Raw genomic sequence first — 14176 nt, forward strand, 5'->3', positions numbered from 1 at the left:
TGGCCTGGTCCGCATCGCATTGCCATGGGCAAACAGCGTGCCTTGTCATGCGGGATCAGCTTTTGCCCTTCGATGGGCATGAAACCTGTCACCACCGAGATCGACCACACGCAGCTTCCCCAAGCCTCCTTCACCTGGCGCCCTCGCTTACGCCGACTGCTGCGAGAGACTTTCGGCCTCCACACGCTGAGGGAAGGACAAGACGCTGTCATTCAACGGATCATGCAAGGCTTGCCCACGCTGGCGGTGATGCCCACCGGCGCGGGCAAGTCGCTCTGCTACCAACTGCCGGCCTTGCTGTTGCCAGGACGAACCCTGGTGGTCTCGCCCCTGATCGCCTTGATGAAGGACCAGTGCGATGCCCTGCAGGCCATGGGCGTCCAGGCCGTGCAACTGCACAGTGCCATGACGGTGTCGGACCTCGCGGAGGCCCAAGACGCGGCGGCGTCTGGCAAGGCTCGCCTTGTGTTCACCACGCCCGAACGCCTGACCGCCCCGGACTTCCTGGCGCTGCTCGCTCGGCACCCCACCAGTTTGCTCGTGGTGGACGAAGCCCATTGCGTGTCGCAGTGGGGACATGACTTTCGGCCCGACTTCCTGGAAATCTCATCCGCACGCGCAGCGCTGGGGCAGCCCACGCTGCTGGCCCTCACCGCCACCGCCACCCAGGAAGTCATTGACGACATCGCCCGGCAGTTGGATGCCCACGACCTGGGCGTGATCAACACGGGCATCTACCGCCCCAACCTCCACTACCGCGTCAAACAGGTGGTCAATGAGTCTGAAAAATTGACACAGGCCCTGGAATTCGTGCGATCGACGCCAGGGCCTGGACTGGTCTATGGCGCCACGGTCAAGGCGGTGGAACTGGTGCACCAGGCGCTGCTGGAAGCAGGCGAGTCGGTCACCATTTACCACGGTCGGCTGGCCAAGGCCGAACGCCACGCCAACCAGGAGGCCTTCATGCGCAACGAGGCCCGGGTCATGGTGGCCACCAATGCGTTTGGCCTGGGCATCGACAAGCCCGACACACGTTTCGTGCTGCACTACCAGATGCCCTCTGGCCTGGATGCCTACTACCAGGAGTCGGGTCGGGCCGGACGTGACGGCGGGTCAGCCACCTGCCAGTTGCTCTACCTGCACCAGGACCGGGCCGTGCAGAGGTTTTTCCTGGCGGGGCGTTACCCAGAACTGCAGGACATCGACGCCTTGTACCGGGCCTTCGTGCAGGGGCCTCCCGAGGGCCAACGCTGGACCTTGGAAGGCCTCCAGGCCAGCCTGAATCGCCCAGCCAACAAGCTCCAGGTGGCGCTGCGCCTGCTGCGTCAGCAAAAAATCGTGGCGCAAAACCGATCGGGCGAACTGCGCCTGGTCCGCCAGGGCTTGAGCGATCTCGCCATGGACCAGTTGCTCGCGGCCTACCAAGACAAGCGGGAGCACGACAAAGCCAGGCTTGAGCAAATGGTGTTCTACGGACAGACCGGACTCTGCCGCTGGAAAGTTTTGCAAGCGCATTTCGACGAAGGCCAGGACTTCGAGCGGTGCGGCGGTTGCGACAACTGCCTGCGCCTGGCCACCTTGCAGCGCAAGCAGGAGGAGCGCGCCGTCGAGCCCGAGGAGCCCTCCGCCTCACCCCATGCCGTCTTTGCGGAAAAAGACCTGGTCCGCGTTCCCCGCTATGGCAAGGGCCAGGTCACCCAAGCCGATGCGGAGTCGGTCACCGTGGCCTTTCCGAACGGCGCCACCCGCTGTTTCCTGGCTTCCTTCGTGCGACACGCCAAACCCGCCGCCCGAAGTACTTCAGTTCCATGACAAACGGCCGACAGACCCCGGGCGCCTTCCTTTACCGCGCGGGAACTTTCGGGAACAAGCGCGGAAAATCAGCCATTGATGTATGATGAATATCATGCGAAATGAAAAGCCGAACAGCCGAGCTGCCTTGAAAGAGGAAACGCACGCCAGGATCGTGTCGGTCGCGGCGAGCGCGATCCGCCGCAGCGGCTATGACGGGACCGGCGTCGCAGACATCATGAAAGAGGCCGGATTGACCCACGGCGCGTTTTACGCACATTTCACCTCCCGTGAAGCCATGCTGGCCGAGGCTGCCAGGCAGGCTTGCGCGGACTCTGCCCATGCCGCGGCTCAGATGGCCGCGAGCCTGCCTGCCAAGGCGGCACTTTCCTCCATGCTCAAGGCCTACCTTTCCAAGGAGCATGCCGAGCACATCGAGGCGGGCTGCCCCCTCGCGGCGCTGGGCTCCGAAACATCACGTCAGGCACCCGAGGTGCGCCGGGTGATGACCCGCCACATCAAGGAAATGATCGACCTCATCGCCCGGCAGTCGCCGGATTGGGGACAGCCAGGTGCGCATGAGCATGCCCTGGTCATGATGTCCACGATGGTGGGTGCCCTGCTGCTGGCCCGTGTGGTGGACGAGCCCAAGCTGTCGGAGGGACTGCTGGACGCCGCCCTCAAGCACCTGACGTCTGGTGTCGGTTGAACGCACCTGCTTCATCCTTTTTTTGCCAATTCATATGATATTCATCATACCAAAATCTTCACCCCTGGACCTGACCTCACCCACTGAAGGATGGACATCATGACCAAGACAAGCCAAGTCGCCCTCGTCACAGGCGCCTCGTCGGGCATCGGACAGGCCATCGCGGAGCGCCTCGCCAAGCTCGGCTACAAGGTCTACGGCACGAGCCGGCGCGGCATTCAAACGGCGGGGCAACCGTTCGAGATGCTGGCCCTGGACGTGACCAGCGACGAGTCGGTCGATGCCGCGATTCAAACGCTCATCCGCAAGGAGGGGCACATCGATCTGCTCGTGAACAACGCTGGTTTTGGTCTGGCACCTGCCGCTGCGGAGGAAAGCTCGCTGCAGCAGGCCCAGTCGATCTTCGACACCAACTTCTTCGGCATCGTCCGCATGACACGCGCCGTGGTGCCCCACATGCGCCGCGACGGACGTGGGCGGATCATCAACATCGGTTCGGTGTTGGGCTTTCTTCCCATGCCCTACATGGCGCTTTACTCGGCCACCAAACATGCCGTCGCCGGCTACTCGGAGTCGCTCGACCATGAACTCCGCACTCACGGTATCCGCGTCTCGGTCGTCGAACCCGCCTACATCAAGACGCCCTTCGATGCGAACCAGATCGAGCCCGATGCCCCGCTTGAGACGTACCGCCGAGTCCGCGAAGGTGTGCAAAAGCGGGTCAAGGAGGTGCTGGCTGGGGCCGATGGTCCGGGGTTCGTGGCCGATGTCGTCGTGAAGGCCGCCCAGGCTGCGCGTCCGAAGACGCATTACACGCCCGGCCTCGCCGGCCGCATGCGCATGCTGCGGAATTTCGCGCCTGCGAGTGTGCTGGACGCCGGGGTTCGCAAGGATTTGCGGCTCGAAGCTTGAACCACGAACGAACGAGGAAACGCCATGAAAGCATTCATGCTGGATCGACATGGGAAGCAGCGCGCACTGCGGTTGACGGACACGCCGGAACCCGAGCTGCGCGACAACGAAGTCCTGGTGCAGGTCCATGCCGCCGGCGTGAACCTGCTGGACGCGAAGATCAAGAGCGGCGAGTTCAAGCTCATCCTGCCATACAAGCTGCCATTGATCCTGGGCCACGATGTGGCGGGCATCGTCGCCAAGGTCGGCTCATTGGTCAGTCAGTTCAAACCTGGCGATGAGGTTTTTGCGCGGCCGGATGACTTCCGGATCGGCACGTTTGCCGAGTTCGTCCCGGTCAAGGAAGCGTCGCTGTCGCTCAAACCCAAGCAGCTCACGATGGAAGAAGCAGCGTCCATCCCCCTGGTGGGCCTGACTGCCTGGCAGGCCTTGGTCGAGAAGGCTGGGTTGAAAGCGGGGCAGAAAGTCTTCATCCAGGCCGGGTCTGGCGGCGTCGGCAGCTTTGCCATTCAACTGGCCAAGCACTTGGGGGCGACCGTCGCCACCACGGCCAGCGCGGCCAACACCGCACTGGTGAAAAGTCTGGGTGCCGATGTGGTGGTTGACTACAGGACACAAGATTTTGAAGAGGTCCTCAAGGACTACGACGTGGTCCTGCACAGCCAGGATGCCGAGACGCTGCTGAAATCACTCCGCGTGCTCAAGAGAGGCGGAAAGCTCATTTCGATCTCCGGCCCACCTGACCCTTCATTTGGAAACGAGATCGCCGCGCCTTGGTTCGTCAGACTCGTCATGAGGATGTTGAGCATGCGCGTGAGAGGCCAGGCCAAACAGCGTGGCATCGACTACTCGTTCCTGTTCATGAAGGCGAATGGCGGCCAATTGCGAAAGATTGCACACCTCATCGAAGCTGGCGCTTTGCGCCCGGTGATTGACCGCGTCTTCCCCTTCAAATCCACCAATGAGGCACTGGCCTATGTCGAGGCGGGACGCGCGAAAGGCAAGGTCGTCATCACCGTCAAGTGAGACCGCTCGTCAGCGAACCTCCGACTTGGCCCGCGCCAGGATGAGCGCCCCCAGTCCCCCCGACAACAAGGAGCCGCCCAACACACCGAGCTTGAGCCGCATTTCATAGCTGGGATCCAGGCCCGCGAACGCCAGGCCACCGATGAACAGGCTCATCGTGAAGCCGATGCCGCACAGAACGCAGACCCCGAAAAACTGCGTCCAGCTGGCGCCCATCGGCCGCTTGGCCAAGCCGAAGTTGATCAGCAGCCAACTGCTGCCGAACACACCGATTGCCTTGCCCAGCAACAGACCGGCTGCAATGCCCAGGGGCAGCGGCTCCAAAAGATCCGTGGGACGCAGGCCAGCCAGCGACACGCCGGCATTGGCGAAGGCGAACATCGGCAGGATCAGGAAGGCCACCCAGGGGTGCAGGCCGTGTTCCAGCGATTCCAGAGGCGAGTGGCCGGACTTGGGGTCATGCAGGGGGATGAACAAAGCCGTCGCGACACCAGCCAGGGTCGCGTGCACGCCAGACTTCAGCACGCACAGCCACAGCAACAAACCCAGCGCGATGTAGACGTCGACGCGCATGACCCGTGCGCGGTTCAGCAGTGCCATGCCCACCAGGCACAAGGCCGCACCGCCCAGCATCGCCAGTGACAGCTGCGAGGTGTAGAACAAGGCGATCACGACGATGGCCCCCAGGTCATCGATGATGGCGACCGCGGTCAGGAAAATCTTCAGGGAAGCCGGCACCCGGGAGCCCAGCAGCATGACGATGCCGATCGCAAAGGCGATGTCGGTGGCAGCGGGAATGGCCCAGCCGCGCAAGGCGACCGGATCGCCGTGGTTGATCCCGGCGTAGATCAATGCCGGCGTCACCATGCCACCCAGCGCGGCCACCGCCGGCAATGCAGCCTGGGCGCGAGTCCTGAGCTCGCCAGCGATGAATTCGCGTTTGATTTCCAGGCCCACCAGGAAAAAGAAAATCGCCATCCAGAGGTCGTTGACCCAGACGATCAGCGGCTTCTCCAACACCAGCCCTTGCTCGCCGATGATGACGGCGCCCGGGATGCGGGTGAAGGCCAGGTAGTGCTCGGCCCACTCCGAGTTGCTGATGATGAGCGCCAGCAGGGCGGCCGCGGCCAGCACGATGCCGCCGGCTGATCCGCTGGCAAAGAACTTCTTCAAGCTTTCGGTCATCGGTGTTTCTCTAAGTTCGGTTGTCCAAAGTATCTCTGGTTCTGGGCCTTGTGCGCCAAGCTTTTGGCCTGGCGTGCAACCCACTCAAGCCTTCGGCGGTGGCACGAAGCCACCCACCAAGCCCGCCAGCAGCTTCGCAAAGTGCATCGTCACCCGATCATGGCATGGCGCCCCCAGAATCTGCACATTGACCGGCAACCCCTCTGGCGTCTGTCCCACCGGCGCACTTGTCGCTGGCAAACCCATCAGCGTCGCCGGGGCAATCCACATGAACAGGTCCGAGTAATGACGGCGCTGCCCTTTCACGTTCACCCGCCGAGTGGCCATGAAGCCGTGGTCGTGCGCAAACGCCGACGTGTAGGTGGGCGGCATCAAGACCACGTCGTAGCGCTCGAACACGGTGCTGAAGGCTTCGCGCAGGCGGTTGCTGTGTTCCACCACCGTGAACCAATCGCCCAGCTTCATGGTCATGCCCTTGGCAAACTGGTCCGTGCTGTGGGGCAGCTCCACCAGCTTGCCCAAAGCGCTCAAGATGGGCGCCGTCGCTCGACCAAATGGAGCCACCATGCCTTTGGCACGGCGTTCATCGGCCCGCAGCCACGCGGCCATCAGGCTGCCCATCTGCGTGAAATACAGTGGGTAGATGTCCTGGAGGCCCATGCCCAGCGGGCTGCCCACGTCCACGTCAACGCCGGCCGATTCCAGCGTCGCGCCCAGTTGGCGGTACACCTCGGCCATGTCGGCATCGATGGGGCAATCGGGATCGTCCACCCAGAGCAGCACGCGGTACTGATGGATGTGCTCGTGCCGTGGACGGGGCAGGTTCCCGGTCCAGCCAGGCTGCGTTGCAGGTGACGCCCCGACCAGGATGTCGAACAGCAATTGAAGGTCGTCCGCCGTGCGGGCCATCGGACCGGCCACCGCCAAGGGCGGTTCGGACACCTCGCCAGGCTCGCCGGGAATGTGACCGCGCAAGGAAATGAGGCCGTGGGTGGCCTTGTGGCCATACACGCCGCAAAAGTGGGCCGGAATGCGGATGGAGCCGCCAATGTCGCTGCCGATCTCCAGCGGCGTCATGCCAGTCGCCAAGGCGACGGCTGCACCGCCGGATGAGCCGCCGCAGGTCTTGCGCACGTCCCATGGGTTGTTCGTGGTGCCAAAGACGGGGTTGTAGGTCTGCACGTCCAAGGACTTGTAAGGCACGTTGGTTTTGCCGAAGACGATGGCACCCGAGTTCAGCACGCGTTGAATGGCGGGACCGGCTTGTGGGGGCTGGTGGTGCCGGTACTCTGGCGCACCGCCGACGCAGGGCATGCCGGGCACTTCCCAGGCGTCTTTCAGCGTCATGGGCAAGCCGTGCAAGGGGCCCCAGCTTTCGCCACGGCGGGTGGCTTGGTCGGCTTCGTCCGCGCGGGCGCGGGCGGCCTGGCGGCCATCGGCGATCACGGCATTCAGACGGGGGTTCACGGCCTCGACGCGGGCGATGCACGCTTCCAGAAGATCGCGCGAGCTGGTGGCCTGGGAACGCAGTTGGGCCAAGGCCTCGGTGGCACTGAGGTCACAAAGATGGGGTGAAGTCACGGGCACAGTCTCCGGCAGGGTGGTTGGCAAAAATTGTGCGGGCGGCATCGCCCGGCCCGGCATCCCCCTGGGACAAGTCACCAATCATTTTTGGCCAAGGCGGGACTATGCTCCGAGCATGGACTACCGCCTTCAATCGCTGCCCAGCGTGCTGCCTCAGACCTACCTCGAACTGGTGTCGGAGCTGGGTTTTTCACCGCGCGAGGTGTTGCGAAAGGCCCAGCTCACGACGCGTGATGTGAACTCGGCCAATGGCCTCGGGCCGGCGCAGTACGAAAGGTTGCTGCTGGCCGTGCGCGACACGGTGGGCGACATCGGGATTGGCATGGAAATGGGTTGGCGCTTGCCGCCCACGGCTTTCGGGGCCTTGGGCACGGCCATCCTGTCATCGGCCACCTTGCGTGATGCGCTGGCCTTGACCGAAAAGTACTGGCCCATCTACGGCATTGGCCTGACCTTCGCGGTTCGCCAGGAGCCCGGGCTTCGGGCCCTGGAATTCAACACCCTTCCCGTGCTGGTACCTCCTGCAGTTCGGCCCATGGTCTTGGAAACGGTGGTCACCAGCATGTACCGCAGCACCTTGGCGCTGGTCGGCCTCACCGCCCTGCCCTGCCAGGTGTGGTTTGATTTTGAGGAGCCGCCTTATGCGCACGAGGTGCGCCGCCGCCTGGGCGATGTGCGCTACGGCATGCCCGCCACGCAGTTGCGGCTGGATGCTTCGCGGCTGGACCAGCCGCTGCCGATGGCCAACCCGGTGAGCCTGCGCCAGGCCATGGCGCAATGCGAGGACGAGATGGCGCGGCAATCGCAGGCCAGCGCGGGGCTGGCGAACCTGGTTCAGCAGTTGTTGGCGCTGGGCGACGGTGGCTACCCCAACCTGGAAAGCGTGGCGCAGACGCTGAGCCTGTCGTCGCGCACTTTGCGGCGGCGTCTGAACGACGAGGGTGTCAGCTATCTGGAGTTGCTGAACCTGGCCCGCGCACGGGATGCGAAGACGCTGCTGATGCAACCGCACCTGGAGGTCCAGCACATCGCCGAACGGTTGGGGTATCGGCACGCGGCCAACTTTGCGCGGGCCTTCAAGGCGTGGGTGGGCGAGGCGCCCGGTGCATACCGGCTGCGCTCCAGTCACGCAACCCTGCCATGACAGATCGACTAACATGCCGCCCACGGCTGCAAGCCGCGACGTCCTGCTCAATGCGTCCATGCACAGACCTGGCAAATCCCAGACCTCAACTCAGGAGAATCCAATGGCCAGCAAGAACACGATTTGTCTCTGGTACGACGGCACCGCCCTGGAGGCCGCGAAGTTTTACGCCGACACCTTTCCCGACAGTTCGGTGGACGCCGTCCACCACGCGCCCGGCGACTTCCCTTCGGGCAAGGAAGGCCACGTGCTCACGGTCGAGTTCACGGTGATGGGCACCCCCTGCGTGGGCCTCAACGGCGGACCGCAGTTCAAGCACAGCGAAGCCTTCTCGTTCCAGGTGGCCACCGATGACCAAGCCGAAACCGACCGCTTATGGAACGCCATCGTCGACAACGGCGGCCAGGCAAGCGCCTGTGGCTGGTGCAAGGACAAATGGGGGCTGTCGTGGCAGATCTCGCCCCGCATCTTGCTTGACGCGGTCACCAACCCGGACCGCGCGGCCGCCAAGCGGGCCTTCGACGCCATGATGACGATGGGCAAGATCGACATCGCCAAGATCGAAGCCGCGTTGCGCGGCTGAGCGCCCGGCTCAAACAGGGGATTGCAGGACCGCCAGGCAAGCGTCGGCGTGGCTGGTGACCAGGCCATGGCTGGCGCCTTCGATCTCCCAGTGCCGGCTGTGCGGCAGCAGGCGGTGCAGATGGTCCACGATGGCGTGCGCCACGGGATTGGACCGCGTGCCGCACACCAGGCGCGTGGGCACGCTCAGGCGGGCCAGTTCGGCCGCGGTGTGTTCAGCGCGGGTGCAGATGTCCCAATGGCGGAGGTTGTTGTCCACCATGGTGGACATCGCTGCCTGGATGGGCGGCGGTAAGGCGGCAAAGTCATTCGCGCCGCCCCAGAAGTCGATCACTTGGCCACACACGCCGGGCAAGCCTTGGGCGGCATCATGCCGGTAGCGGCTCAAAAAAACCTGCACCTCGGCCTGCATGGGCAAGTCGTTCACGGCGTCCAGCACCCAGCTGGCCACGGGCTCGAACAGGGTCAGTTCCGCCAGCGATAAATCGCCTTTCAGGGCCTGCGCCAGCGCCACCACACCCCCGTACGAGTGGCCCACCAGGTGGATGGGGCGGTCGGTGAGTTGCGTCACGATCGCGCGCAGCACGCTCAACTCGGTGTCGATGCGGGGCGCATCGAAGTCTTGCGGATCGGGCATGCCGCCATGGCCCGGCAAACGGATGGCGATGCAGTGGTGGCTCGGCGCCAGGCGCTCCATGAGCTTCTTCCAGGTCGACGGCGTGGCATAAGAGCCGTGCACGAACACCACGGGCTCACCAGCCCCTTGCTCGACCACCCAGGGGCGAATGTCCATTCATGTCCTTCTCAGATCACCGACCCGGGATTGTGTCACCGCGGCAAGGACCTCGGCCATGGGCTCAAAACAAGAACTTTGTGCACAATCGACCAATGCACTCAAACGTCCTCACCAAACCCTCCTTGCCCTCGGTCTTGATGGTGTTGGCCATGCTCGTGAGCATGGTGCTGGCCATGCCTTCCCCAGCACTGGCCCAGACCGAAGAAGCTTCCGAGCCGGCCACCCTCCTGGAGGTCGCGCGCAAGGACCTGGACACCGTGCGGGCCACCGACGAGGACAAGCTGGACGACGCCGGCATGCTCGCGCTGCGCAAACGGGCCTTGTCTGCCCAGACCAAGGCCGAGGAAGCCGCGACCTTGATGGCCCCGGAACTGACGGCGGTGCAAGCAAGGCTGGCTGAACTGGGCACACCCGCCGCTGGCGTCAAGGAGTCGCCCGACATCGCTGCCCAACGGGCGCATTTGCTGAAATCGGTGTCCACGCTGGACTCGCAAATCAAGCTGGCGCGGCTGGTGGCGGTGGAGGCCGAACAGGCGGCAGCCACCGCGTTGGCGAATCGCCGCTCGCTGTTCAGCGCTCGCCTCGAAGAGCGCATCCCGGCCGTGCTGGGCCCTGCTTTCTGGGATGAATTGAGCGATGACTTGCCCGCGGATTGGCGCCGCCTGGAACGGTGGAATGAAGAACTGCGAGAAGGCATCGTTGTCGTGTCGCTCAGGGCCTGGCTCGCCGTGGCCGCGGCGATCGCCGTCTTGTTGCTGATGTGGGCGGTGCTCAAACGCAGTGTTGTTCACCTCAGCACGACGCGTGTGCCACCGGGCCGCCTGCGGCGCTCCCTGTACGCGGTCGGCGTCCTGGCGGTGGGCACCTTGATTCCAGGCTTGATCGCCCATGCCGTGATGCTGGGCCTGCACTCCGGTGGCGGCATATCGGAAGCCTTGACCAAGTTGGCCGAGAGCGTGGAATCCATCCTTTGGTTCGGCGGGTTTGTCACTGCCTTGGGTTCGGCCCTGCTCATGCCTGGCAAGCCTTCGTGGCGGCTGCCCCCCATCGGCAACGACACCGTGGCCAGGCTGCGCTGGTTTCCACTGGCCCTGGCCGTGGCCATCGTGCTCAGTTGGGTGTCCTCGCGCCTTTCATTGCTGGTCGATGCCAGCGTGCCCACGACCTGGGCCCTCAAGGGGCTTGGATCACTGACCTTTGTCCTGGTGCTGGGCGCCGCCCTGCTGCAACTGAAACGCTCGCACCGGGCGCAAGCGGCGCTGGCCGAAGCCGACCATGGCCATGCCCAGGATGAACCATCCCCAGGCCCGGCCACACCCCTTTGGCTGCCCACACTGCGCACGATCATGTGGGTGGTTCTGGTAGCGGCCACCTTGGCCTTGCTGTCGGGCTACATGGCCTTGGGCAGCTTCATCGTCAGCCAGTTCGTCTGGGGCCTGATCGTGCTCAGCGCGGCATACCTTGTGGCAGTGCTGGTCGATGACCTTTTCATGACGCTGCTCGCGCCCACCAGCCAGCCGTTGACATCGCTGGACAAGCCATCGTCCGCCGAGGACAAAAGCACCGCCGCCACGCCAAAGACCCGGGAGCAAGCCGCGGTGCTGCTGTCGGGCATCAGCCGCATCTTGGTGGGTCTCGTGGCCATGATCCTGCTCCTGGCGCCCTACGGCGAGGGGCCAACGGATCTGTTCCACCGAACGGGCCTGCTCAGCGAGGGGCTGTCCATCGGCGAGGTCAGCGTGAAGCCTTCGGCGCTCTTCCAGGCGGTGCTGGTGCTGGTGGTGGGGCTGTTCTCGGTGCGCCTGTTCAAGGACTGGGTGGGCACCCGCTACATGCCCACCACGCGGATGGACGTCGGCATGCGGCTGTCGGTGACGACCCTGATTGGCTATGTGGGCGCCGTGGTCGTCGTCGCGCTGGCCATGTCGGCCGTGGGGGTTGGGCTCGAACGCGTGGCTTGGGTGGCCAGCGCGCTGTCGGTGGGCATCGGCTTTGGCCTGCAGGCCGTGGTGCAGAACTTTGTCTCGGGGCTCATCTTGCTGGCCGAACGGCCCGTGAAGGTGGGCGACTGGGTGTCCCTGGCCGGGGTCGAGGGCGACATTCGACGCATCAATGTGCGCGCCACCGAGATCCAGATGGGGGACCGCTCCACCGTCATCGTGCCGAACTCCGAGTTCATCACCAAGATCGTGCGCAACGTGACCTACACCGACCCGCTGGGCATGGTGCAGATCAAGTTGCCGATGCCCCTGAGCACGGACACCCGCAAGGCCCGGCAGGTGTTGCTGGAGGCCTTCCAGGCTCATCCCGGCGTCCTGGACACGCCGGCGCCGAATGTGCAGCTCGACGGCATCGATGGCGGCAACCTCGTCTTCAATGCCACGGGCTTCGTGAGTTCGCCCCGCGCCGCCTATGGCGTGAGGAGCGACCTGCTGTTCGACGTGCTGGAGCGCCTGCGCGATGTTGAATTGCCGCTGGGCAAGCCGCCGACAATGCTGTTGTCACAAGCCATGGCGGCGTCTGGCAGCGCCCCTGAGCAGCCGCTTCCGATCTGAACCATGCCCGCCCTCCCTCTGCAGGATCCAGCCCTGCTGCGCCGGCTGCTGCGCGCCAAGGACCGCATGGACGCTGCCTCGCACGAGGCCTGGCCGGTGGAAAGGCTGGCCAGCGTCAGCGGTGTCTCGGAGGCGCACTTCGCGCGGTCGTTCAAGCAGGCTTTCGGCGTTCCACCGCACCGCTATTTGCTGACCCGCCGCATCGAACAGGCGATCACCCTGCTGCGCGACACCGAACTGGGGATCACCGAGATCGCCTTTGCCACGGGCTGGGAAAGCCTGGGCACCTTCGGCCGCACCTTCCGCGACATCGCCGGCCACAGCCCGAGTACCATGCGCCAGCAGGCCAGGGCATCGGCGCAACAGATCGAGCTGGTGCCCGGCTGCATCATGAAGGCCACGCAACGGCCCCACCTCGACACAGCAGTTTCGGAGAAGCGCAGGCGGCTGGCCCAAGGTACAAATCCGTCTTCGATCAAGGAGATGTGATGATGAACCAAGGTATCAATGTGGTGGGCTTGTACGTGGAGGACCAGGACGAGGCCCTCGCGTTCTACGTCGACAAGCTCGGGTTCCGTGTCCACACGGATGTGCGCAATGGCCAGTACCGCTGGCTGACGGTGCAGCACCCCGAGCAGTCATCGTTCCAGCTTGGCTTGTTCACGCCCGGACCGCCAACCCACGACGAAGCGACGGCCCACATGCTGCGGGCCCTCGTGGCCAAGGGCGCCATGCCACCGCTGGTGCTGAACGTGGCCGACTGCCGCGCCACCTTCGAGCAACTCCGCGCCCGTGGCGTCGAGTTCACGCAGGAGCCGGTCGAGCGCTATGGCAACGTGGATGCCGGCTTCCGCGACCCGGCCGGCAATGGCTGGAAGATGATCCAGGCGGCCGAGCGCGGTCCTTCAACCGACCGGTGAGGACGGCGGCAAGCAGTCCCACCACGGCACATCGCCGATTTCCGAGCGCAGGTGCTCGATGAAAAGCCGGGCCTTGGTGGCATGGCTGCGGCCGGGCAAACGCACCGCGTGGATGGCCGGCATGCCGGGGATGGGCGGTGCCATCGCCTCCTCCGGAAACAGCGCCACCAATTGGCCTGAGCGCAGGTGCTGTGACACAACCCACGTGGCGATGTGGAGCACCCCGATGCCTTGCAAGGCGGCTTCCAGCATGCCGTCCTTGCTGTCGGTCCGCAGGTTGCCCCGCACGGGCAAAGGCTGGTTGCGGTTGACCCCCGCATAACGCCAGATGAAGCCTGGCGATGGCGGTGTGGCCACGGTGATGCAGTTGTGCCGGAGCAGGTCCTCCGGGCTCGCGGGCCGACCCCAACGGGCCAGGTAGGCGGGGCTGGCACAGGTCACGAGGCGCACGGGTGACAGCGAAGTGGCATGCAGCTCACTGTCCGGCAACACACCAATGCGGATGGCGACGTCCATGCGCTGTTCGGACAGGTCGAGGATCTGGTCGGTCAGGTGCAGGTCTAACTCGATGTCGGGGAAGCAGCGCAAAAAGCTGGCCACCGCGCTGACCACGTGCTGCCGACCGAACACCGTGGGTGCGGTCACCGACAGCAGTCCACGTGGTTCGGCGTCACTGGCGTGGATCGACTCCTTGGCACCCGCGACCTCGCCCAGGATGTTGCGCGCCCGGGGCACGAACTGCTGGCCCGCATCGGTGAGCGACAGCCGCCGAGGGCTGCGGTGGAACAGCTTGGACCCCAACTCGCTCTCGAGCGCATCGATCTTGCGGGTCACCGATGACACGGCCACGTCCTGACGACGGGCCACTTCGGAGAAGTTGCCGGCGGTGGCCACGGCGAGGAAGGTTTCAAGGGCGTCGAACATGTCACTTCTTTGCAAATTTCGCAAACTCAATTTGCGCTCAATGGGATT

13 protein-coding genes are annotated in these 14176 nt (G+C 64.6%); 9 read left to right on the forward strand and 4 right to left on the reverse strand.

Features of this window, described 5'->3' with window-relative positions:
- Nucleotides 1-78 precede the first annotated feature (78 nt).
- The 4 genes from ACREB4_RS11765 (at nt 79) to ACREB4_RS11780 (ending at nt 4438) form a co-directional block, all read left to right on the forward strand.
- Nucleotides 79-1812, forward strand: coding sequence for a RecQ family ATP-dependent DNA helicase (locus ACREB4_RS11765; protein WP_431588410.1), 1734 nt, complete (start codon nt 79-81; stop codon nt 1810-1812).
- A gap of 82 nt (nt 1813-1894) precedes the next feature.
- On the forward strand, nt 1895-2500 hold the full coding sequence (locus ACREB4_RS11770; RefSeq protein ID WP_431588411.1) for a TetR/AcrR family transcriptional regulator: 606 nt from the start codon (nt 1895-1897) through the stop codon (nt 2498-2500).
- A 99-nt stretch (nt 2501-2599) separates the two neighbouring features.
- A complete protein-coding gene (locus ACREB4_RS11775) occupies nt 2600-3412 on the forward strand; it encodes an oxidoreductase (RefSeq protein WP_431588412.1) in 813 nt (270 codons plus the stop codon).
- 24 nt (nt 3413-3436) lie between these two features.
- Nucleotides 3437-4438 (forward strand): NADP-dependent oxidoreductase, encoded by a 1002-nt coding sequence (locus ACREB4_RS11780; protein ID WP_431588413.1) that lies wholly within the window; start codon nt 3437-3439, stop codon nt 4436-4438.
- Nucleotides 4439-4447: 9 nt separating this feature from the next.
- Here the strand turns inward: ACREB4_RS11780 and nhaA are convergent, their stop codons facing one another.
- Nucleotides 4448-5623, reverse strand: a complete 1176-nt coding sequence (gene nhaA / locus ACREB4_RS11785) for a Na+/H+ antiporter NhaA (protein ID WP_431588414.1) — start codon at nt 5621-5623, stop codon at nt 4448-4450.
- Nucleotides 5624-5707: 84 nt separating this feature from the next.
- Nucleotides 5708-7204, reverse strand: a complete 1497-nt coding sequence (locus ACREB4_RS11790) for an amidase family protein (RefSeq protein WP_431588415.1) — start codon at nt 7202-7204, stop codon at nt 5708-5710.
- Between the two features lie 118 nt (nt 7205-7322).
- Between ACREB4_RS11790 and ACREB4_RS11795 the strand changes: the two genes are divergently transcribed.
- Nucleotides 7323-8351, forward strand: coding sequence for an AraC family transcriptional regulator ligand-binding domain-containing protein (locus ACREB4_RS11795; protein WP_431588416.1), 1029 nt, complete (start codon nt 7323-7325; stop codon nt 8349-8351).
- A gap of 103 nt (nt 8352-8454) precedes the next feature.
- Nucleotides 8455-8934 (forward strand): VOC family protein, encoded by a 480-nt coding sequence (locus ACREB4_RS11800; RefSeq protein WP_431588417.1) that lies wholly within the window; start codon nt 8455-8457, stop codon nt 8932-8934.
- A 9-nt stretch (nt 8935-8943) separates the two neighbouring features.
- Here the strand turns inward: ACREB4_RS11800 and ACREB4_RS11805 are convergent, their stop codons facing one another.
- Complete coding sequence (locus ACREB4_RS11805; RefSeq protein WP_431588418.1) at nt 8944-9726, reverse strand: alpha/beta fold hydrolase; 783 nt, start codon at nt 9724-9726, stop codon at nt 8944-8946.
- 95 nt (nt 9727-9821) lie between these two features.
- Here ACREB4_RS11805 and ACREB4_RS11810 point away from each other — a divergent pair, with 95 nt between their 5' ends.
- From ACREB4_RS11810 to ACREB4_RS11820, 3 genes are read left to right on the forward strand one after another with little or no spacing between them, the layout of a single operon-like run.
- A complete protein-coding gene (locus ACREB4_RS11810; RefSeq protein WP_431588419.1) occupies nt 9822-12284 on the forward strand; it encodes a DUF3772 domain-containing protein in 2463 nt (820 codons plus the stop codon).
- Nucleotides 12285-12287: 3 nt separating this feature from the next.
- Nucleotides 12288-12773 (forward strand): helix-turn-helix domain-containing protein, encoded by a 486-nt coding sequence (locus ACREB4_RS11815; RefSeq protein ID WP_431588420.1) that lies wholly within the window; start codon nt 12288-12290, stop codon nt 12771-12773.
- A 2-nt stretch (nt 12774-12775) separates the two neighbouring features.
- Nucleotides 12776-13204: a VOC family protein gene (locus ACREB4_RS11820; RefSeq protein ID WP_431588446.1), complete on the forward strand. Its 429-nt coding sequence runs from the start codon at nt 12776-12778 to the stop codon at nt 13202-13204.
- Here the strand turns inward: ACREB4_RS11820 and ACREB4_RS11825 are convergent.
- Entirely contained in the window at nt 13190-14128 is a 939-nt protein-coding gene (locus ACREB4_RS11825) for a LysR family transcriptional regulator (RefSeq protein ID WP_431588421.1), read from the reverse strand. The genes ACREB4_RS11820 and ACREB4_RS11825 overlap by 15 nt on opposite strands.
- Between the last annotated feature and the right edge of the window lie 48 nt (nt 14129-14176).

It is taken from the genome of Aquabacterium sp., assembly GCF_050725395.1.
Taxonomy (GTDB): Bacteria; Pseudomonadota; Gammaproteobacteria; order Burkholderiales; family Burkholderiaceae_C; genus Aquabacterium.